15 protein-coding genes and 1 riboswitch are annotated in these 21,373 nt (G+C 60.2%); of the genes, 12 read left to right on the forward strand and 3 right to left on the reverse strand.

Annotation, left to right across the window (positions count from 1 at the left end):
* Nucleotides 1–70 precede the first annotated feature (70 nt).
* The 11 genes from recC (at nucleotide 71) to VXJ35_RS01770 (ending at nucleotide 15,948) form a co-directional block, all read left to right on the forward strand.
* On the forward strand, nucleotides 71–3,169 hold the full coding sequence (gene recC, locus VXJ35_RS01720; RefSeq protein WP_064020230.1) for an exodeoxyribonuclease V subunit gamma: 3,099 nt from the start codon (nucleotides 71–73) through the stop codon (nucleotides 3,167–3,169).
* Nucleotides 3,159–6,674, forward strand: a complete 3,516-nt coding sequence (recB, locus tag VXJ35_RS01725; protein ID WP_064020231.1) for an exodeoxyribonuclease V subunit beta — start codon at nucleotides 3,159–3,161, stop codon at nucleotides 6,672–6,674. Before recC ends, recB begins: the two co-directional genes overlap by 11 nt.
* A 67-nt stretch (nucleotides 6,675–6,741) precedes the next feature.
* Nucleotides 6,742–7,116 carry a hypothetical protein gene (locus tag VXJ35_RS01730; RefSeq protein WP_157198039.1) on the forward strand — a complete coding sequence of 125 codons (375 nt, stop codon included), beginning with the start codon at nucleotides 6,742–6,744 and terminating at the stop codon, nucleotides 7,114–7,116.
* 107 nt (nucleotides 7,117–7,223) lie between these two features.
* Nucleotides 7,224–7,303, forward strand: a riboswitch (cyclic di-GMP riboswitch).
* Between the two features lie 62 nt (nucleotides 7,304–7,365).
* Entirely contained in the window at nucleotides 7,366–8,196 is an 831-nt protein-coding gene (locus tag VXJ35_RS01735; RefSeq protein WP_064020233.1) for a hypothetical protein, read from the forward strand.
* 74 nt (nucleotides 8,197–8,270) lie between these two features.
* Entirely contained in the window at nucleotides 8,271–9,062 is a 792-nt protein-coding gene (locus VXJ35_RS01740) for a hypothetical protein (RefSeq protein ID WP_408953924.1), read from the forward strand.
* The gene (locus VXJ35_RS01745) at nucleotides 9,059–10,741 is read left to right on the forward strand and encodes a hypothetical protein (RefSeq protein ID WP_064020235.1); all 1,683 of its coding nucleotides are present in this window, start codon (nucleotides 9,059–9,061) and stop codon (nucleotides 10,739–10,741) included. Before VXJ35_RS01740 ends, VXJ35_RS01745 begins: the two co-directional genes overlap by 4 nt.
* Before the next feature lie 18 nt (nucleotides 10,742–10,759).
* Nucleotides 10,760–11,338 carry a cohesin domain-containing protein gene (locus tag VXJ35_RS01750; RefSeq protein WP_064020236.1) on the forward strand — a complete coding sequence of 193 codons (579 nt, stop codon included), beginning with the start codon at nucleotides 10,760–10,762 and terminating at the stop codon, nucleotides 11,336–11,338.
* A gap of 45 nt (nucleotides 11,339–11,383) precedes the next feature.
* Nucleotides 11,384–11,689, forward strand: coding sequence for a hypothetical protein (locus VXJ35_RS01755; RefSeq protein WP_064020237.1), 306 nt, complete (start codon nucleotides 11,384–11,386; stop codon nucleotides 11,687–11,689).
* Nucleotides 11,690–11,889: 200 nt separating this feature from the next.
* The gene (locus VXJ35_RS01760) at nucleotides 11,890–12,654 is read left to right on the forward strand and encodes a hypothetical protein (RefSeq protein WP_064020238.1); all 765 of its coding nucleotides are present in this window, start codon (nucleotides 11,890–11,892) and stop codon (nucleotides 12,652–12,654) included.
* 125 nt (nucleotides 12,655–12,779) lie between these two features.
* Nucleotides 12,780–13,613, forward strand: a complete 834-nt coding sequence (locus VXJ35_RS01765; protein WP_064020239.1) for a hypothetical protein — start codon at nucleotides 12,780–12,782, stop codon at nucleotides 13,611–13,613.
* 124 nt (nucleotides 13,614–13,737) lie between these two features.
* A complete protein-coding gene (locus VXJ35_RS01770) occupies nucleotides 13,738–15,948 on the forward strand; it encodes a cytochrome-c peroxidase (protein WP_064020240.1) in 2,211 nt (736 codons plus the stop codon).
* 797 nt (nucleotides 15,949–16,745) lie between these two features.
* Here the strand turns inward: VXJ35_RS01770 and VXJ35_RS01775 are convergent.
* From VXJ35_RS01775 to VXJ35_RS01785, 3 genes are read right to left on the reverse strand one after another with little or no spacing between them, the layout of a single operon-like run.
* Nucleotides 16,746–17,399, reverse strand: a complete 654-nt coding sequence (locus tag VXJ35_RS01775; RefSeq protein WP_064020241.1) for a hypothetical protein — start codon at nucleotides 17,397–17,399, stop codon at nucleotides 16,746–16,748.
* 5 nt (nucleotides 17,400–17,404) lie between these two features.
* A complete protein-coding gene (locus VXJ35_RS01780; RefSeq protein WP_157198040.1) occupies nucleotides 17,405–18,067 on the reverse strand; it encodes a hypothetical protein in 663 nt (220 codons plus the stop codon).
* A 2-nt stretch (nucleotides 18,068–18,069) separates the two neighbouring features.
* Entirely contained in the window at nucleotides 18,070–18,939 is an 870-nt protein-coding gene (locus VXJ35_RS01785) for a TIGR04255 family protein (RefSeq protein WP_157198041.1), read from the reverse strand.
* 472 nt (nucleotides 18,940–19,411) lie between these two features.
* Here VXJ35_RS01785 and VXJ35_RS01790 point away from each other — a divergent pair, with 472 nt between their 5' ends.
* Complete coding sequence (locus VXJ35_RS01790; protein ID WP_064020244.1) at nucleotides 19,412–21,277, forward strand: M48 family metallopeptidase; 1,866 nt, start codon at nucleotides 19,412–19,414, stop codon at nucleotides 21,275–21,277.
* Nucleotides 21,278–21,373: the final 96 nt, after the last annotated feature.

The raw sequence follows: 21,373 nt of genomic DNA on the forward strand, positions 1-21,373 counted from the left end.
GTCGGTTAAACGCTACTGTAAAACTATCACTTAGCTTGCCGTTACTGTAAACAGATTTTTCAATCCGCCGATGTTCGTCCTGCACAGCTCCAACAAAACCGAAAACCTGCTGGAGCATTTGGTCACGGTCATTAGCTCCGCGCCGCTGTCGTCGCCGTTCGCCGCCGAGTTATTCTTGATCCAAAGCCAGGGCATGGAGCGCTGGTTGTCGCAGCAACTGGCCGCGCGGCTCAAGGTTTGGGGGCATTTCAGTTATCTGTTCCCGGCCAAATTCTTTGCCGAAATCGCCGCGACGCTGCACGACGAATTGTGCGAAGCCAGCTTCGACCGCCATTGGATGTTGTGGCGCTTCGAAGCGCTATTGCGCGATCTCGACGGCGAAGTGTATCAGGCTTTGCGGCAATATCTAGTCGGCGAAAACGCCGAGCTTAAACGTTACCAATTGGCCCAGCAATTGGCGCGCGCCTACGACCAATACCAGATGCTGCGCCCGGACCTGCTCGACGCCTGGCAAGCGCGGCGGCTGTTGTACGGCAGTCCGGCGGAAGCCTGGCAAGCCGAGTTGTGGCGCGCCGTCGTCACCGAAATCGGCCAGCGCCACCGCGGCGCACACTGGCTGCAAGCGATCGCCAAGCTGCAGCGTGCCGAAGCCGGCGCTTTCGCCGGGCAATTGCCGGAACGGGTGTCGGTATTCGGCGTCAACAGCTTGCCGCCGTTAATGCTGAACTACCTGCAAGCCTTGTCCCGCCATTGCCAGGTACACCTGTATCTACTGAATCCGGTCCAGGGTTATTGGGCCGACCTGCCGCCGAAGCGGCTGCTGGCCGAATTGCAAAATTTCGACGGCCACCCGTTGCTGGTGCGGCTGGGTCAGCAAGGCCGCGAATTCCAGCAAATGCTGCTGGAGCAGGCCGAGTTCGCCTTCGAACCCAGCAGCTTCGAACCCGCACAGCCGCAGAGCGTGTTGCAATGCCTGCAAAACGACATCCTGGCCAACCGGCTGCCGCCGCAAACCCGGCTGGCGGCGGACGCTTCGATTTCCATCCACGCCTGTCACTCGCGCTTGCGCGAAGTGCAAGTTTTGAAAAACCAACTGCTGCAAACCCTGGAACAAAATCCCGATCTGGATTTGCGCGACATCGTCGTGATGGCGCCGGACATCCAGGCCTATGCGCAGTTCATCAGTGCCGTATTCGACGACATTCAGCATGCCGTCGCCGACCGCAGTTTGAAAATCAGCGATCCGCTGCTCGACGCTTTCGTTCGTTTTCTGCAACTGTCGCAAAGCCGCTTGGGTTGGCGCAGCGTGATGGATTTACTGGAGCAGCCGTTGATTCACGCCGGTTTCGGTCTGGCGGCCGCCGATCTGGAATTGATCGCGTATTGGTTGCGGGAACTGCACGTGCGCTGGGGGCGGTCGGCCAGTGCCAAACAGGGGCAAGGCCTACCGCCGACGCCGCAGAATACCTGGCAAGCCGGCCTGGAACGCCTGTTCATGGGCTATGCGCTGGCCGCCGACGAATTCGTCGATGACATCCTGCCGTACCCGGATATCGAAGGTTCGGCGGCGCAAGCGCTGGGCGGCCTGAACGCTTTCTTGCAACTGCTGTTCCGCGCCGGCGACGAATTGGCGGCTGCCAAAACCCTGGGCGAATGGCAAACCTGCCTGAGCCGCTACGCCGACAGCCTGTTGGCCGCTGCCGACGCGGCGCAACGCCAAGCATTGAACGAACTGTTGGCCGAATTGGCCGAGATGGCCGCGATTCACGACCGGCCGCTGCCGTTGGCCGTCATCGTCGCCTGGCTGCAAGGCCGGATGGACGAGACCAAATCCGGCGCCGGTTTTCTGCGCGGCCAACTGACTTTTTGTTCGATGCTGCCGATGCGCTCGATCCCGTTTCAGGTCATCGCCTTGCTGGGTATGAACGACGGCGAGTTCCCGAAAATCGAGCGCCATCCGACCTTCGATCTGCTGGCGGCCCAGCCACGGTTGGGCGACCGTTCGCGCCGGGCCGACGACCGCTACCAATTTCTGGAGATACTGCTGTCGGCCCGCCGGCAATTGGTCATTACCTACTTGGGCCAATCGCTGCGCGACAACAGCGATATTCCGCCGTCGCCTATCGTCAGCGAATTGCTCGACGTATTGCGCGACGGCTATGCGCTGGACGGCGTCGTGGTGCGCCACCCGCTACACCCGTTCAGCCGGCGCTATTTTCTCGGCGACGATCCCCGCTTGTTCAGCTACGCCCGCCACGATTGCGACACCGCCCGCCGCCTGCGCGGCGAGAAACCGGAGCCGCAGCCCTGGTGGTGCGGCGAGTTGGCGGCCGAAACCGACCGCGTGGTCGAAATCGACCGCCTGCGCCAGTTTTTTCACCACCCGCAACGCTATTTTTTCCGTCATTGCTTGGAATTGCAGTTGCCCAGCCTGGCAGCCGATGCCGAAGAACGGGAACCGTTCGCGCTGAACAGTCTGGAAGATTATGCCCTGGCCCAGGAATGGCTGGAGGCCGAATTGCAGGGTAAAGCGTTTTCGCTGGCAAAACTGCAAGCCCGCGGCTTGTGGCCGGCCGGCGCCGCCGGCGAAATTGCCTGGCGCCGGCGCCAGCCGGCGATTGCCGCGTTCTCCGCAACCATCGTCGACAAACAACTGGGTGCGGCGCTGCCGCCCCAGCTAATCGATCTGGAGCTGGGCGGCTACCGGCTGGTCGGCAAATTGGGGCGCCTATACCAAAACGGCGGACTGGTTTACCGCTGCGGCCGCTTGAAAGGCCGTGACTTTTTCGGCGCTTGGCTGCAGCACCTGATCGCCAACCAACTGGCGCCGCAAACCACCCACTTGCTGTGCCTGGACGCGGATTTGCGTTTTCCGGCCCAGTCCGGCCCCGGCGCCTTGCCGCAACTACTGCAGATTTTCCAGCGCGGCCAACAACGGCCAGACGCGTTTTTTACCGAAGCGGCACTGGATTTCGTGCAGCAAAAAAATCCCGACACGGCTCAGGCGGTAGTGGCCAGACACCTAATGGAAGACATCGAAAAAGGTTACGAAGCCGAAATCGGCCAACTGTTTGCCTACCGCGACCTCGAAGAATTGTTCGGCGACGAATTTCGCGGATTCTGCCGGGAATGGTTGGAACCGGCCTGGAGGGCGGCGCATGGCGATTAAGGCCTTCGACGCGGTCGGCGGCGCGCTGGAAACCGGCATCAACTTGATCGAAGCCAGTGCCGGCACCGGCAAAACTTACACCATCGCGATGCTGGTGCTGCGCTTTGTGGTCGAACGCGAACTCGACATCAAACAACTGTTGGTCGTCACCTTCACCAAAGCCGCCAGCGAAGAACTGAAGGAGCGTATTCGCGCCCGCCTGGCCGAAGCCCGGCGCATCCTGCTGAATCCGGCGGCGGGCGACGATCCGGCCGTCACCGGCTGGCTCGGCGGCCTGGCCCTGGACCAAAACCGTATCCGCCAACGCCTGGAGCTGGCGCTGCTCGATATCGACCAGGCGGCAATCTTCACTATCCACGGCTTCTGCCAGCGGGTGTTGGCGGAACACGCATTGGAAAGCGGCCAGTTGTTCGATTGCGAATTGAGCGGCGATGTGGCCGAATTGAAATTGCAGTGCGCCGACGACTTTTGGCGCCGGCAAATCTACCAACGCCCGGCCTGGCAAGCGGCGTTGCTCACCCAAACCTATCCAACCCCCGATGCGCTGCTGCAGAGCGTGCTTCGTGTCGATCTGCAGCAAAGCGCATATCCGCTGGATACCGACCTCGAGGCCGAACTGGCGGCGTTGCCGAGCTTGCGCGCAGAGGCTGCCGCAGCTTTGCCGGCGGCGGCCGCAGCCTTGAATAACGCGTTCGCCGACGGCTGTTTTACCCCAAGTTTCGCTGACGGGTTTTCCGCTCGGGTCGAGGCCCTGGCCGCTTGGCTGCACGACCCGGACCACGATTTGCCGGATTTCGACTGCCTGAATCCGGCCACGCTGTTGGCGGGTTTGAACGGCAATAAATTCCGCGCCGGCAAAACCAAGCCGCTGTCTGCCGAACAACAAAAGCAACAATACCTGGACAGTCTGAACATCGATTGCGCGCCGTTTCAAGCGCTGGCCGACGCGGTGCGGCGGCTGCCGGTCGCGTTTCGCGCCGCACTGCTGGCCAGCTTGCGCGTCGAGCTGGACCGGCGCCTGCTGCGGGAAAACGTGCTGTCCTTCGACGATTTGATCACTCGGCTGGCGGCTGCGCTGGACGGCGACAACGGCGCCTTGTTGGCGGCGGAATTGCGCTTGCGTTTCCGGGCGGCGTTGATCGACGAATTTCAGGACACCGACGCCAAGCAATGGCGCATTTTTTCCGGCGTGTTTGCCAGTGCGGAACATTACCTATACCTGATCGGCGATCCGAAGCAGGCGATTTACAAATTCCGCGGCGCCGATATTTTTTCCTACTTCGCCGCCCAACAACGCGCCGACCGGCATTACACGCTGCTACACAACTGGCGTTCGCATCCGCATCTGGTGCAGGCCGTGAACCGCTTGTTCCGCCGCGAAAAACCGTTCTTGTTCGATGCCTTGGATTTCACGCCGGTCATGGCCGGCCGCCAACCCGGCGACGGCAGCATTGCCGGCGGCGCGCCGCTGGTCTTGTGGCAGCTCGATAAGAATCCCGGCAAGCAGGAACATTGGACCGCGCGCAAAGGCGGCTCGGGCGAAGTCTCGGCGCGGGTGCTGCAGGCCGTGGTCGGCGAAATCCGCCAGTTGCTGGCGGCAGGCCGCATCGCCGAAAAGCACGGTAACGAGCGGCCGGTGCAAGCTCGGGACATCGCGGTTCTGGTCCGCAGCAACGCCGTTGCCGCCGACTACCAGCAGGCGCTGCTGCAAGCCGGCATACCGGCAGTATTGAACAGCAAGCAATCGGTGTTCGCCTCGGCGCAAGCCTTCGAGTTGTACTATGTGCTGAGCGCAGTGGCCGCCGCCGGCCAGGTTAACGTGTTGAAACAGGCTTTGGCGACGCCGTGGTTCGGCTTGGACGGCCAACAACTGTACCGGCTGAGCCGCGACGAAGCGGAGCTGGACGCGTGGATGTCGCGTTTTCAGGACTATCTGCAGTGCTGGCGCAACCAGGGCCTGCTGGCGACGGTGCAACAACTGCTGCGGCGGGAACGGGTCGAACAACACCTGTCGGCGCAACCCCAAGCCGAACGGGTGTTGACCAATATCCACCATTTGGCCGAGCGCCTGCAGCAGGCGGCCATCGACGAACATTTGGCAATCAACAAAACGCTGGACTGGCTGCGGCGGGCGATCCAGCAATCGGCGCAAGACAGCAGCGAAGACCGCCAATTGCGGCTGGAAAGCGACGAGGACGCGGTCAAGATCGTCACGTTGCACAGCTCCAAGGGCCTGGAATATCCGCTGGTGTTCTGCCCCGACCTGTGGCGGCGCAGCGACCGCTTGAAAACCGAAACCGCCTTGGTGCAATGCCACGAACACGGGGCGATGGTCGCCGACCTGGGCTCGGCACAATTCGGCGAACGCCGCGAACAAGCCTTGTTCGAAGAATTGGCCGAGGATTTGCGCTTGTTTTACGTGGCGCTAACCCGAGCCAAGTACCGCTGCTACCTGAATTGGGCCGACGTACGCACCAAGGAACGGGCCAACGATTCGGCGATGGCTTATTTATTCGAATTTGCCGACTGCGATTTCGCCGGCCAGCAGCGGGTGCTGCAACAGCTGGCTGCCGCCGAACCGGATTTATTCGAGTATCGCCTGCTGCCGGCCGCAGCGGCCGGCGAGCCGGCCGAATTGTCCGGCGCGCGCCGCGATCCGGAATTGCCGTTGGCCTACCGCCGCCAAACTCGTAGCTTGCACAGCATCTGGCAGATGAGCAGTTACACCGCGCTGGCCGCGCTGAGCCTGGACCAGGCGCCGGAACTGCCGGCCGATAAAGCCGAAGAAAGCCACGACCGGCCGGCCGGCGATGAGGCCCTGCCGCGCGGTGCCCACACCGGCAACGTGATCCACAGCCTGTTGGAGACCGTCGCCTTTGCCGATTTGGCCGCAGGCCGCGACATCGGCCGCGCCAGCGCCCAAGCCTGCCTGCGCTACGGTCTGAAGCTGGCGCAACCGCAAATTTTGAGTGAAGTGCTGTACCGCGTAGCCGCCACGCCGCTGGAAGACGATGCCGGGTTTTGCCTGAAGCATCTGGACCCGGCGCAGTGCATCAAGGAAATGCCGTTTTACTTGTCCATGCCAAGTAGGGTGGACACCGCCCGCATCAACCACGCTTTGGCCGCCTGTCCGGCCTACCAGGCGCTGGATGCCAAGCAAATCAGCGGCTATCTGACCGGCTTCATCGATCTGGTCTGTTGTTACGGCGGCCGCTACTACGTCATGGATTACAAAACCAATGCCTTGGCCGATTATGGGCCGCCGAGCCTGCTGCAGGCCATGCGCGAACACAATTACGGCCTGCAATATTGGCTGTACAGCCTGGTGTTGCACGAATACCTGGGCCAACGCCTGCCGGATTACGATTACGCTCGCCATTTCGGCGGCGTCAAATACCTGTTCGTGCGCGGCATGCATCCCGACCGCCCGGCCAGCGGCGTATTCGCCGACCGCCCGGAACCAAGCCGGCTCGCCGAGTTGGCCGAGGTGTTTTTTCGAGCCTAAATAGCCACTTCCTACTGCGCAGAGGGCGTTAGCGTCTTCATTGCCACCCGCGGCTAGCGCGCCGTGAATGTCTCTGTCCGGTACGATCCGGTGCCGCCGACCGCTGCCGAAATATGTTAAATCACCGAAACCGATATCGGGATTTGCCGCCATCGAAAATAAAGGTGTTTTCTTACAAGCGCTTATCGACGGCGATTTAATTTCCAATTGGGTTATATCGCCGGTTTTCGGTCACCGCTTTTTGCCGGTGGCCGCCGTCGCCGACTCTCGCCGCAACCGGCGGCCACCAATCCAATACCCCTGCCAACGCCTTGTCTGCCTGTCGCCAACCCACTGCCGCTGCGCTTTGCAACCGCTCGGCGGCGGCAGTCGTGCGGTTTTCCGTGCCCTTTGTCCGGACTGCATGCAACTGGCACACAATCTGCAATTTCGACCGCAGTGACCGTAACGCATCCCGGCCGGCAATTGCGCCCGGATCGGCGCGTTAGCGGGCAGCGCAGACAGCAAGGAATGCGCCGTTCGGATGCGATCCGTTACGGCCTCAAGGAAGAGACGCTTCGCCACATCCGCCGCAAGACGGAGCCGGAAAGCCGCGGGTCTTGCTATGCCGAGACAGCCGGGCCGCCTCTCGAACGGGAGCCATCGGCGGCTTGAATCCGCCAATTGTATCTTTCAATTTAAGGAAAAAATTATGCAACAGACTGGATCGAAATCGCTGCGGCTACGCTGCTTCCTGGCCGCCGGCGCGCTGGCATTGGCTAACGCGGCAAACGCCGGCACCTTGAGCGGCGGCGTGTTCAACATTTCCTTCGACCATCCGGACGATTTGTTGTCCGGCTTGACCCTGGGCGACGGCGCGCTCACCGGGTATTACGTCGCCAATTATTTCGACAAACCGGTGGCCGACACTATGGATGCGTCGCAGATGGTAACTGTGCCGACCGGCAGCTATCCGGCGCCGGCCACGCTGTCGTTCGAGATCAACCCGTCCAGTTTGGCCGGCACCGGCATTCCGTTCGGCAGCGGCGGCCGTAACAACAAAGCCACTACGCTGGCCTGGGACAGCAGCCAGGATGCGTTGGCCAATGCTTCCAGCTTTACTGCCAGCGGCGTCGCCGGCTTGAACGGCGTGGTAATGACCCGCGGCAGTTTCACCGGTACCCTGCTGTCCGGCGATTACCAATTCGGCTACGTCGCGGCGCGCAACAACGGCGTCAATAGCGGCTGGGCTTTGACCAACAACGTCAGCTTTGCCTCCACCACTTTCGATACCCGCAACATTAGCGTGACGACCGACGGCGACAAACTGCTGTTTACCGGCGAACTCTGGTGGTCCGCCAGTACCAGTGCCTTTCTGTTCGGCGGCGACGGCCTCAGCCAAGCCGGCCGCGCCGGTAGTTTCAGCCTGGTTTCGCCGGCTCCGGCCGCGGTTCCGGTGCCGGCTGCGGCTTGGTTGTTCGGCAGCGGGTTATTTGGCGTCATGGCAGCCGTTAGTCGCAAACGCGCGGCCCTTTCCGCTTGAGCCGGCTAACGCACCCGAGCTAGTGCATCCGGGTGCGTTTTTACAGACTTCGTAAGCTTATTCCACCCGCGAACATGATGAACATCCAGTTAGTTAGATTATTAACCTCCCGTTTCGGCGCAGGCGCGCTGCTGGCGGCGGCAGTCTCGGCGCCGGCAGCGGCCGCCACGGTCTCCGGCGGCGCGATGATCGTAAATTTCGACCGCAACGCGCTGGCGGCAGCCATCGCGATCGACGAAACTCCGGCGCCGGCCATGTACCTGGAGGAGTTTTTCGACGCGCCGGCGTCGCGCAGCCGCAGCTATAACCAGATTCTGGAAGACCACTTGGTGCCGGGAGTCAGCGAAATCGCCGCGACCGGATTGGCTTTGGCCGTCAACCCCGGCCAGGTCGCCAATTTGACCGGTCGCCGCAGCAAACCGACCACCCTCGATTTCGACCCGGCCAACTTCGCGGCTTCCGTGAGCGGCGCGATCGGCTTGGCCGGCGTGTTCCGCTTCCGCGTCGATACCGGTACCGACTTCAACCGCATATTGTCCGGCGATTACACGCTGGAATACGATGCCGCCAATATCGACGCCGCCAGCGGCCGCTCGGGTTGGAGCCTGTATAACCATGTTTCCTTCCGCGCCGAATCCTTTAATTTGTTTAATGTCGTGATGGGGCTCGATTCGGACAGTTTCAGCCTTTCCGGCGATCTGGGGCTGGGCGAGGGCTACGACCATTTGAACGGCAGCCGCGGCGCCATCGTCGGCAATTTCAATCTACAAACCGCGGTGGTGCCGTTGCCGCCGGCGTTCCTGCTGTTCGCGGCGGGCCTGGCCGGTCTCGGCATCGGCCGTAGCGGCGCAGGCCGCAACGCGTGAGCGCCGTCCGCTACCGCGACGGCCGGGCCGGGCCGGAACATGCCGCCGCGCGCCGCGCATTGGCCGCCGCGGCGTTGACCTTTTGCTGGCCGTGGCCTGCGGCCGCCGAGCAATATCGCCAGGGCGTTTACCTCAGCAGCCAAGTCAATGTCGCCGCCGACGGCCGCAATATCGTCGGCGATGCGGCCAACGAACCCAGCCTGGCGCTGAATCCGCTGGACCCCGCCAATATCGTGGTTTCCTGGCGCCAATTCGATTCGGTGGCGTCGTCGTTTCGCCAAGGCGGATGGGCTTATACCGCCGACGCCGGCGAACATTGGCATTTCGCCGGCACGATTACGCCGGGCGAGGGCCGCAGCAATCCGACGCTGGATGTCGACGCGCTGGGGCATTTCTATTACCAGAGCCTGCATTTCGACCCGAGCTACACCTTCGTGCAAGACATACAAGTCATCAAGTCGCTGGACGGCGGCCGCAGCTGGGAGGCGCCGGTGTTCGCTTACGGCCAGGGCGGCGACAAGGCGCAGATGGCCGTGGACCGCAGCGGGACCGCCAGCGACGGCCACGTTTATCTGGTTTGGCGCGATTGCCTGGCGGAAAAATGCTTCGTCCGCTCGACCGACCGCGGCGCGAGTTTCCAGCCGCCGCTGGCGATTCCGAGCACGCCGACCTTCGGCACGATGCGGATCGGCAACGACGGCGAGTTGTATCTGGCCGGCCGGCTGGAGCCGCCCGAGTTCGACCCCGAACAGCCGGACCGCAATTTGCATCGCCACCTGTTTTCCCGGTCGCTGAACGCCCGCGACCCGGCGCAAATCCCAACCTTCGATACGCGTGAAGTCGATCTGGGCGGTTTGGCGCCGCTATTTTTGTTCAAACAAAACCCGAACCAGTATGGCCCTGTCGGCGACGTCCAAGTCGGCGTGGACGCCTCGACCGGTGCGATGCGCGGCCAGCTCTACCTGTTGGCGACGGTCGATCCGCCCGGCGAGGACAATCTGGATATCAGCTTTGTCCGCAGTCTCGACGGCGGCGATAACTGGAGCGCGCCGGTACGCATCAACGACGATGCTCGCAGCCAACATCACTGGAACTGGTTCGGCATGATGGGCGTGGCGCCTAATTCGCGCATCGACGCGGTCTGGTACGACACCCGCGACAGCGCTAGCTACAAAGTCTCGCGCCTGTATTACAGCTATTCCTGGGACGGCGGCCAAACCTGGAGCAAGAACGTGCCGGTCAGCCCGGCCTTCGATACCACGCTGGCCTATCCGCACGCATCGACCAAGATCGGCGATTATTCGACCCTGGTGTCCGACGCCAACGCCGCGCATATCGCCTACACCGCCACCTTCAACGGCGAGCAGGACGTGTATTACCTGCAGGTATTCCCCGATTGCAACCAAAACGGCCAATCCGATGTGGCCGATATCGCACAGCGCCGGGTCGGCGACACCAATGCCAACCATCTGCCGGACGTATGCGAAGCGATACGGGTGCTGGGGGATATCGACGCCGACCGCGACGTCGACCAGGCCGACATCGATCGGGTATTAGCCGGCCGCGGCCGCCGCGCCGCGCCGGGCGATCCGCGCGACATCGACGGTAACGGCACCATTAACGTGCTGGATGCCCGCAAGCTGGCGGCAGCGTGCACCCGGCCGCGTTGCGCCATGTAATAAAAGGAGATTGGATAAATGCACAAGCGCGTTAGCTCGGCCCTGATCGGGGCATGGCTGTTATCGAATTCGGCAGCGGCTGGCGCCGCGATCGGATTGAACCTGGTGCCGATCGCTCACAGCGCATCGGCACTGAGCGTCGCGATCTCGATATCGGGATTGGGCGCCGGCGCTGCGCCGTCGTTGGCGGCCTACGACTTGGACCTGCTATTCGACGCCGGCCTTTTGGCTTATGTCGGCACCGCATTCGGCGATCCGGCCTTGGACAACCAACTGGACCCGCTCGACCTGGGTTCGAATCCGGCTACGGCGGCACTGGCCGGCACGGGCCGGCTGAATCTGTTCGAATTATCGTTGGATACTGCGGCGGAATTACACGCGTTGCAGGCCGACAGCTTCACGCTGGCCGTGGTCAATTTCGACGTGCTGGCCAACGGCAGCAGCGAATTGAGCTTGAACGTCAACGCGCTGGCCGACGCCAACGGCGACCCGCTGCCGGCGAACGTGGCGCCGACCACGATCACAACGGTGCCGCTACCTCCGGCCTGCGCGGCGATGGCCGCCGGCTTGGGTTTGCTGTACCGCCGCCGGGCTTAGCCTGGCGACATCCGTACTCCGCGCCGATATTGTCCGGCGGAAGTAATGGCCGCCAAGCCGAAGCGGTTTCCTGCTTTTCCGGCAGGGAATCGCTTTTGCGCTGTTACGGATGCCAGCTCTGGCGCCAAAGATGCCGGACTCGTTTGCATTCCTGCTGTCCGGATACCGGAAATCCCTGCCGGGATGGCGGCTTGGCTTAACGGCATTTGCGCCGAAGCTATGGGCAATCCGGCGGTAATCGAATCAGTTGCCAAGCTTGATCCACGCCTGGGCGGCAAGCGGCTATTGGCCGGTCGCCGAAACGTGAGCCAAATCACACAAGTTTTGGGGAAATCCCTTTTCTTAACATAGTTCAATTAATTCAATACATTTAACAGATTGATATTTAAAGGCATTCAATAAAGGCACACTAATTGTAATAGTAATTACGCCAAGCTCCGTTAGCGCGGACATTAGTCAGTGTCCGCCCGCAGCGACGTATCCGGGAAGATACGCGCGGATGCGGAAAATACGGTAACCGGCGCAATTTTTCGTTTTACAAAGGATTAACCATGCACAACATCGATAAAAAAACTCCGCTTCTCCGCCAATCCCTGCTGGCATTGGCGCTATCGGCCGCAGCCGTCTCCAGCGCCCAGGCCGCCACCGTCAACGGCACCATTTATAAAGCGACCGATCCGGTGCTGGGTGCCGGTACGACCGTCGACTATTGGTCGTTTACGCTGAGTGCGGCCGCCAACGTGATCATCGACGTGCGCGCCAACGAAGGCTACAGCAACGGCTGGGGCTCGCATCCCGGCTCTTACGTCGACCTGAACGGCGACGGCGAAATCACGCTGGCCGACACCCAATTCCGGCTGTACCAGGATTACGTCTCGCTGGACACCGAAGTCACCAGCGCCGACGACGGCTCCAGCTACACGCCGCCCGGCAACACCAACGGCTGGGCCGACGGTTCTTTGATGTCGCGCGACTCCTACCTGGCGACCGCGCTGGATGCCGGCCACTACGTGATCGCATTCGGCGATTACAAGCTGGATATCAACGACGCAGTGGCGGGCTTTAACACCGGCGACGCCATCACTGCCGCCACCGGCACCAATCCGTTCACCGGCGCCACCGGCCAAGACCATTTCGACTACCAACTGACCTTCCTGGCGACCGATTACGACACCGGCGCCAATCTGGACCTTAATCCGATGCAAGTCACGGTCGGCGGCGAACCGGTGCAACCGGTACCGGTACCGGGCGCGGTTTGGCTGTTCGGCAGCGCGCTGGCCGGCTTCCTGGGCTTGGGCAAACGTAAAACCGCCTGATACGGCCCGACAAACGGGCGGCCTTTGCCGGGTAACCGGCGGCAGGCCCGCTCGACAACGCATTTTCACCCAATTCGGAACCATTCCGGCGCCGCTGTAGCGGTGCCCAAACAGGAGTATGTAATATGGCATTCAATAAAATTTTCAAAACCTCGATGCTGGCCTCGGCCTTGACTTTGGCGGCCGCGCAACCGGCGGCTGCGGCTTGGACCGGCGGCGACAACAGCGTCGAGCTGGGCACCACGATCACCAATGCCGCATTTAACGGCAGCACGGTCGGCTTTTCCGGCAACGCGGCCCTGACCTACGATGCCTGGGGCATGCAAGGCGCGTTTACCAACTTCTATCTGCCGACTTCGGCGCAAAGCGTGACGATAGACGCCCGCTCTTCGGCCGGCAATTTTCCGGCGTTTTCGATTTTCAGAACCAACGTCGCCTATTCGGGCGATACCGTCGGCCAGGACACCCCGGCCGAATTGACCGGCCAAATCCATAAATTCAACTCGGTCGGCCAGGCCGGCGATCCGGGCATCATCTGGGCTACCGGCACCAACGGTATCGTCGAAACATTGGGTTACGCCAGCTCGTCGGCGAACAACTACGTCAACTCCTTCGGCGGCCAAGTCAATTCCGGCGCCCACGACATCAGTATCGACAACTTGTACGAAACCGGCGTCAGCGGCAGCATTGGCGTCACCGGCAATCCGGCCTTTGCTACCAGCAAACGCTTCGCCACCTTGACGCTGAACGATTTGCAAGCCGGCTGGTACGCCTTGTTCGTCGGCGGCGCGGATGCGGCCGGCACCGGCGGCGACATCACCGTCAAAGTCACCGCGTCGGCCCTGGCTTCGACCTACACCCCGCCGGCAGCCGTGCCGGTACCGGGTGCAGTCTGGTTGTTCGGCAGCGCACTGGCCGGCTTCCTGGGCCTGAAACGCAAGTCGTCTCTAGCCGCCTAAACCCTGACGGACCAGGCCTCGCCGGCCCACGTTCGGCGAGGCCTCCGCCGCCCTAAAACGGCGGGCTTCATCAACCTAATCGCCCGTTCGATCCGTTTCGCTTGCCAATCCCCCGAGTAAGACCATGCGTACATTCCGTAACTGTTCCCATCCACTGCTGGCGGCCGCCATGCTGTTTGCCTCTATGGCAGCCTTTGCCGCCGAATTGCCGCTCGGGCCGATGCCGATCAGCCTGAAATATTTGCCGGTGCCGCCGGTGCCGGGCCTGGCCGACGGCAGCGATCCGATTGTGGTCAATAAGCCGGCGGCGATCGCGTTGGGCAAGGCCTTGTTCTGGGACAGCAACGTCGGCAGCGACGGCATGGCCTGCGCTTCGTGCCATTTTCAAGCCGGCGCCGACGGCCGCAGCAAAAACCAAATTTCCGCCGGCGGCCAATCCAAACCGGTTGCCGAACAAATCTTCGCCGACAGTAGCGACGCTACGCCGCTGGGTCCGAATCGCACGCTGAGTCTGGCCGATTTTCCATTGCATCAGCGGCTGGACCCACTGGCGGATTCCGCAGTGGTTTTCGATACCGACAACGTGGTCGGTTCGGCCGGGACGTTCGCCGGCGAATTCAAAGGGGTCAACCGCTTCACCAGCGGCACCGACATTTGCAACCGGGCGGCGGACCCGGTGTTTCGCGTCGGCGCCAACGGCACCCGCCGCGTCACGCCGCGCAATGCGCCGACCGTGATCAACGCCGTATTCAACCACCGCAGTTTTTGGGACGGCCGCGCCAACAATGTTTTCAACGGCAGCAGCCCGTGGGGAGACCGCGACCCGGACGCCGGGGTCTGGGTCAAAACCGGCCCCAGAAACGTGCAAAAACAACGCCTGCACCTGATCAACTCGTCGCTGGCGTCCCTGGCCGTGGCCCCGCCGGCCAACCACACCGAAATGAGCTGCAGCAACCGCTCGCTGCTGGACGTCGGCCGGAAACTGCTGTACCGCGCGCCGTTGCAAAACCAATTGGTGCACCACGCCGACAGCGTGCTCGGCCCTTACAGCAACAGCAACCCGGAAAAACTGAATCCGGGCTTGAATCTGCCTTACGGCTCGCTGGTGCGGCAAGCGTTTAACGCCAAGTACTGGTCGTATTCGGGCTCGGTGCCGCTTGCCGTGCCGGCCGGCCAAGCGCCGTACACGCAACTGGAAGCCAACTTCCCGATGTTTTTCGCCTTGGCGATTCAGTTGTACGAAAGCACGCTGATTTCCGACCAAGCGCCGTTCGACAACAGCGCCCGCGACGCCAACCACCAGCCGGTCGATCTCAGCGCCGCGGAATTGAACGGCTTGAAACAGTTCCGCAAAAACCAGTGTGCGCTATGCCATTTGGGGCCCAATTTCAGTTCGGCCTCGATTGCCGCCAATGCCGCCATCGCCCAAAGCCATCCGGAAGCCTTCGGCGAGCCGACTTTCCGTATCAGCGCCAGCAGCAACGTGGTCAACCGGATTCCGCTGCTGGTCGGCGGCTTGCCGGTCACGGCGTTTTACGACACCGGCTTCTCGTCCAACGGCGCCAGCCGCGAAGCCAACGATATCGGTGCCGGCAGCGTCGACGATTTCGGCAATCCGCTGTCGTTCAGCCTCCAATACCTGCAACTGTTGGCCGGCAACAGCGCAGCGGTACAGGACAGCGAAGTCAACGCGGTGCGTGCCTGCGATTTCCAGGACGCGGTGGCGACCAACCTGAAATTGCCGTATTCGTTGCCTAACCTGTTCACCCAAATCGACGGGCTGATGCCGCAGCCGCAATCCACGGCAAATTGCTTCCTACCGCTGGTCAACGCCTTCCTGCCGACGCCGGCCGCGGCAGCGGCCGAACTGAACAAAGCGGTGAACCGGAAAATGGTGGCCGCCGTGACGGCCACCTTTAAAACGCCGTCGCTGCGCAATATCGAACTGACCGGCCCGTACATGCACAACGGCAGCATGGCGACGCTGGAGCAGGTGGTCGAGTTTTACAGCCGCGGCGGCAACTTCAAGAACGACAGCAAGCACGTGACGCGGGTATTTCCGCAACCGACGCTGCAAACCGATGCCCAAAACCGGGCCGATTTGGTGGCCTTCCTGAAAACGCTGACCGACGACCGGGTCCGCTACCAACGTGCGCCGTTCGACCATCCGGAGCTGAAGATCCCGCACGGCCACAGCGGCGACGAAGTCGCGACCGTCGCCGGCAATCCGCTGAACGCCAGCTTGTCCAAAGACGAGTATTTACGGCTGTCGGCCGTCGGCGCTGAAGGCGCGGCCGAACCGCTACCGGCGTTCGAACAGCGGCTGGCGCCCTGAGCCCGGTTGTTGCAGTATCGGCCGGCAACCTGTGTCGGATCGGCAGCGGCATAACGCCCGGTTCTATCAAACCGCAAACCATGCCGCTCCCGCCTTGCGGCCAATGCGCGCTGCGGGCACCGGGCAAATCCGGCGTCGCGTCGCTCGGGCTGTAACTGAGCCAGTGTTTGCGGGCGTGCGCTAAAAACAACACCAGGTCGCCGGCGGCCTGTAAACGCAACTGCTCCGGCATAGCCGGAGAATGCGCCTAGCCGCAACTCTTAGTCAGCAAATGAAACCGGATTGCCTGTTCGGAGTTATGGTCCATCATCCAGGGCCGCAAACACCGCCGGCACGCAGGCTCAGGCTGTGGAAAATTGCAACCAGGCCATCCATATCGTCAGCCTCGGTTAATCGGCCGGTCTTGGCAACGGCGCCGGGACATGAAAGGCCGGTTTTCGGGCTGTGCGCAAAGGTTTGCGGCTTGGGGGGCGCCGGGTGGGCTTCGAAAACGGATTTTGCGAAGGGCTGGTTTGCAGCCGGTTTGGTTTAGGTAAAAATCTACACCGAGTAGCGTTTGGAAGGCATCATTGTGGCGAAGCCGGGGACCACTCGGTACGGAACAATCCAGGCGAAAGGAGTAAGTTCGGCCAATAAGAGACCATCAAGAAGCTTTTTGGGGCCGGCAGATCAACAATTATTAGCTGTTTTTCAAGCATGTCATTGATAATTCAACTGCTCATCAAGAATGCTGGTGTAGGACTTAGTGCTTGGCCAGATCATCATCTCATTCAATGGTCAGATCTAAAGAATAACCATCAAGATAAGTACAGGTCCTCTGGATAATAGTTTAAATTGCAGCCACTATCGTGTGCCCTGCCATTCCCTTCTTCCGATAGAAACGGGGAAATGTATAAACCACGTTTCTGGGCTAAAACCATGAGCATCACCCGAAACAAATGCCGAAGACGTTTATCCATCCCATCATTATCAGCGAGGATCTCCGCATGATTTGGATCTGACTCATCCATGCCTGCATCATAAACTCGGACACGCCTTCGATCTTCCATTTCTAATTGCACAGCACGCAGTTCGCCGGCAGTCATGTGAAACGATCCAATATAGATGTTATCAGGCTTAGGCTGTCTCCTTTCAGAACCCTGACGTTTCGACGCTGCTCTCTCCTCAAATGCATTGTGCACACCGCTCGCCATAACATCCCAGCCTTCGATCAAACGTTGCACCGATGCGCCGTGCGTAAAAGCATCGTCAAAAAATGAATCATTAAGGCCACCGCTGGGATTGAACTTGTCCGGGTATTCTAGACTGCGAGCAAGCATTTCATCGTCACCAACCGGACCTGGGGAATAGGAGGAAACTTTCTCAAATTGTTTGGCACCATCTAGGTCTTTGGCAAGCAATTGACTGGCACGACTAATCTTCGAATTTTCGTCGATATCGTAGAAGCTCATAAGGACTATTTGGCGACAATAGCACGTAACTCGTTGGTCAATGCAGGAGGCATTGGGTTTCCTGGTAACTTCCAAGTACCAGAGTGAAAAACCTCTCCATCAGTACCGACCCAGGTATGCTCGCCATCGACCTCAAAGTCAATGCTGACATAGTATTGTTTTCTCCGCCAGTAGCCGCCAATTGTGCCGTCGTCAAGAAACATAGGCGATGGTGCGGGCACCAAGGCGGCCATTAGATTCGCCAAGCCCAATAGAGCGGCGGTTATTTGTAAATCAGATGGAGGGGTAGAATAATCACCGTCATCCAACGCGGTAACGCTAGCTTGATAGAGGTGTATGGCCCTGAAAAAAGGTTCGTATGAGTCGAAGAACCCTGCAGGAATTCGGGGGATAGGGGCAACCATCCAGGTAGCATCTTCACATTGCACGCTGGTCTTTTTTCCTATGCTGGAAAGCCAACCATTTATCTGGTCGCGGATTTGCTCGATAGGCGAAACTAAATAGTTGATATCAGATTTTGCCGCTAGACTCGCCGAAGTCGCTAAGTATTCGCATTCGGTCGTTACATGCATAGTTGCTTGCAAACCTGTATCTAGTGTGCGCCAACCAGACCCAATGGAGGATGAGTTTCGCGAGAATGTCGGAGTTCTGGTCAAGACTGAATTCATGATCATGCTCCTTCCACGAAACAGCCAATGGCCTCAAGTGCACCATCGCTAAGCATTTCGTTAATTACCTTCTTGTTTTCTTCATGTAAGCCTTCAAGAACATCATCGATTTCGCTTGTTTCAATTCGATTTTGAGTCTTGCCATCGAACGAGACTGAAAAGATTCGGTGTTGACCGCCGAGGCGAGCATAGTGAACTCCATCGACTTCTGCAAGATCAGTCGTAATGTTGTTCAGTATGCGACGCGAATTGTAGCTATTTGAAAACCAGCCTTGGTGGCAGTGCCAAAATGACGGTTCGTCGAACAGATGACTTGGAATCCAGCGTGAATCCTGGCGGAACAACTGCTTGGTTGTCTCAGGCGAAATGCCATCGAGCAGACGAAATGCATCTTGGTACTGCAGGCCGATTGCGTTGATCTCAGCTCCCAATCCGAGCGCTGCTTCTATGAATGGACCTAGCGCTTGGAGCACCCTAGGTTTGACGTTTTTCCAACGGTCGTACACAGTGCAATTGCATGACAAAAATTCGGGCCTGATAGAAATACCCCAAGAAATTTTTCCATCGGCGTCAACTCTATTAGCGTCGAATCCTGCCGCCTTAGTCACGAACTGCGGGGGGGGGATATCCTTTGACTCATGAAGCGGTTGCTGGCCCACGCCAGCGACATCGATTTGATGTATCCCTTGAATCAAGAAAGCTTGTGTCGGAGCGAACTGAGGAAACAAATCTTTAAGCTCCTGACTCTCTGTGTAGATACTTTGCAGCGCATGAAGGCATGAGTCATCAAGTGGCGCAGACCACTCTACTCCAATTGCCATCACTTCGATAGCATGATCGCCACCTACCGGCTGAATACGAGTTTTATCCACTTTAATACCAGGTGTGATGAATTAAAAAAGTCGCACATACGTTTACTAATTATTGTACCGAGGATCAAGGCCGAAATACTGCTGATATGCTATTTCACTGATTGTTCAGTATACCTCAGTGCCAGTTAGTTATGTCTGCTATTGAACGAATAGTCGTCGTTGAATCACTATGAGCGACAGGCCGCAAAGGGTCGATACCGCTCATTCCCTCGCACTCCAAGCACCATAGCTCTCCAATCCCATTCCTGGTGGCTATCTGCTTGCTGGAATTGAAAGTATTCGGCCAAATCGACAATACCGCGCAAGGCGGCAAAGGCATCGTTCGAAATCGGCGTTCGGCCATTGGCTTCGGCCATTCCTCCGAGATTAACCGCACAATCTTTCCGTTAGGTTGGTTATGATATCCGGGCCGACATAGCGGCGGCTTTTTTGCCGATTGCGCTAACCCAACCTTCTCAGTACGGAGCCTGCGATGAAAACCACGACCGAACGCCGCGAACACCTGGAAGCCTTGATCTGCCGCGCGGAGCGGGAGGCGCTGCAACGGCCCGATCTGTACCGGGCCAAAGTCGGCCTGATGGCGTTACTGGGTTATTTGGTGATCTTCGGCGTGTTGTTTACCTTGTTGGTGCTCAGCGTCGGCATCGGCTGGGCGGCGTTGGCCAGCACCACGTTTGCAATTCTGTTGCTGAAGAAGAAATTGATTTTCGTGATTTTGGGCATGATCTATGTGCTGCTCAGGGCGTTGTGGGTCAAGTTCGAAGCGCCGGACGGTTACCGCCTGACCGCCAAGCAATATCCGCAACTGTTCGACCGTTTGAAAACCCTGAGCCGGCAACTGCGCGCGCCGCGGATTCACCAAGTGATTTTAACGCCGGAAGCCAACGCCGCCATCGTACAAACTCCGCGGCTGGGCGTGTTCGGCTTTCCGAAAAACACGTTGATCCTCGGCCTGGAATTGTTGATGAGCCTGACGCCGGCTCAGGCCGAAGCTGTGGTCGCCCACGAATTGGGCCATTTGTCGGCTGCGCATGGCTGTTTCGGCGGCTGGATTTACCGGGTCAGGCTGGGCTGGCAACGCATCGTCGAAGGCCTGGAGCAGCAACAAAACATCGGCGCAAGCTTGATGCGGCGCTTCTTCGATTGGTATGCGCCGACCTTTGCCGCCTATTCGTTCGCGTTGGCCCGCAGCAACGAATTCGCCGCCGATGCCGTTGCCGCGCAATTGACCAGCCGCGCCGATGCGGCGCAGGCTTTGGTTAACAGCTATGTGGTCAGCGATTTGGTCTCAGAGCGGTTCTGGGCGCCGTTTTTTCAGCAGGCCGATTGCAACGAACAACCGGCCGCGCCGTTCGGCCCGTTGCGCGACTTTCTGAGCCAAGCGCCGTTCGCGGCCGACGAGTTGCAACGCAAGTCCGCCGAAGCGTTGGCGATCGCGACCGGCCACTACGATACCCACCCGGCTTTGAACGACCGCTTGCAGGCGCTGCAAGCCAGAACTCCGCTGCCGAAACTGCCGGCGCTGTCGGCGGCTCAAGCTTGGTTGGGCGAGCGTTTGCCAAGCGTGTTGGCCGATTTCGACCGGCTCTGGCTGCAACGCCACGGCGAAAATTGGCGGGAACGTTTCCGCTATTGCCGGCAAGGCCGTGAGCAACTCGCCGAATTGGCGCAGTTGCCGGCCGAACAGCTCAGCGCCGAACAACATTGGCGCCTGGCGATGCTGACCGAGGAGTTTATGCCCGACACCGATACGCTGCCGCTGTTCCAGCGCTACCGCGCCGCCCACCCCGATGCCAACGCCGATTTCGTGATCGGCCGGCTGTTACTGAAACGCGGCGATCCGGCCGGGGCGGACTCGATCCAGGCGGCGATGCAGGCCAAGCCGGAACTGGCTATCGACGGTTGCCGCTGGCTGGAATATTTCCACCGCAGCCGGGGCGAGTCGGCCTTAGCCGAGCAATGGTTGCGCCGGGCGGAACGGCAGGCCGACATCGGCCGCGCCGCCGACCTCGAACGGCAAAACCTGACGCGCAAAGACGCGTTGGCCAGCCCGCAAGCCGATGCCGATACCTTGGCTGCAGTGCGCACCGCCGCGGCAAACATCGCCGGCATCAAGCGCGTCTGGCTGGCGGAAAAACCGATGCAACATTATCCCGCGGCCAAATCCTACGTCGTCGTGTTTGCCAAAGGCTGGTTTGCCAGCGAGAAAAAATTGACGCAACGGCTGGTTGCCGAACTAAAGCTGCCGCAAAACCTGTTTGTGCTGTGCAAGTCCGGCGCCCACGCCGCCATCGCCAAATGCGCCATCAAGGCCGGTAGCGAAGTTTACCGGCGCTAGCCGGCTCGGCCGTAGCCCGCAGCCGATTACGCCGGTTGCGGCCGAGCCGCGACAAAATCCGTCACACCCAGGGCGCCATCCCGCGCTAAAATCGCC

It is taken from the genome of Methylomonas sp. DH-1 (genome assembly GCF_046097555.1).
Lineage (GTDB): Bacteria > Pseudomonadota > Gammaproteobacteria > Methylococcales > Methylomonadaceae > Methylomonas > Methylomonas koyamae.

Bases quoted from the DNA above. Each gene is read 5' to 3' on its own strand.
- VXJ35_RS01740 (WP_408953924.1), top strand. From the start codon at position 8,271: ATGATGAACATCCAGTTAGTTAGATTATTAACCTCCCGTTTCGGCGCA.
- recC (WP_064020230.1), top strand. From the start codon at position 71: ATGTTCGTCCTGCACAGCTCCAACAAAACCGAAAACCTGCTGGAGCAT.
- VXJ35_RS01750 (WP_064020236.1), top strand. From the start codon at position 10,760: ATGCACAAGCGCGTTAGCTCGGCCCTGATCGGGGCATGGCTGTTATCG.
- VXJ35_RS01790 (WP_064020244.1), top strand. From the start codon at position 19,412: ATGAAAACCACGACCGAACGCCGCGAACACCTGGAAGCCTTGATCTGC.
- VXJ35_RS01770 (WP_064020240.1), top strand. From the start codon at position 13,738: ATGCGTACATTCCGTAACTGTTCCCATCCACTGCTGGCGGCCGCCATG.
- VXJ35_RS01780 (WP_157198040.1), bottom strand. From the start codon at position 18,067: ATGAATTCAGTCTTGACCAGAACTCCGACATTCTCGCGAAACTCATCC.
- VXJ35_RS01765 (WP_064020239.1), top strand. From the start codon at position 12,780: ATGGCATTCAATAAAATTTTCAAAACCTCGATGCTGGCCTCGGCCTTG.
- VXJ35_RS01730 (WP_157198039.1), top strand. From the start codon at position 6,742: ATGTCTCTGTCCGGTACGATCCGGTGCCGCCGACCGCTGCCGAAATAT.
- VXJ35_RS01735 (WP_064020233.1), top strand. From the start codon at position 7,366: ATGCAACAGACTGGATCGAAATCGCTGCGGCTACGCTGCTTCCTGGCC.
- VXJ35_RS01755 (WP_064020237.1), top strand. From the start codon at position 11,384: ATGGCCGCCAAGCCGAAGCGGTTTCCTGCTTTTCCGGCAGGGAATCGC.
- recB (WP_064020231.1), top strand. From the start codon at position 3,159: ATGGCGATTAAGGCCTTCGACGCGGTCGGCGGCGCGCTGGAAACCGGC.
- VXJ35_RS01775 (WP_064020241.1), bottom strand. From the start codon at position 17,399: ATGAGCTTCTACGATATCGACGAAAATTCGAAGATTAGTCGTGCCAGT.
- VXJ35_RS01760 (WP_064020238.1), top strand. From the start codon at position 11,890: ATGCACAACATCGATAAAAAAACTCCGCTTCTCCGCCAATCCCTGCTG.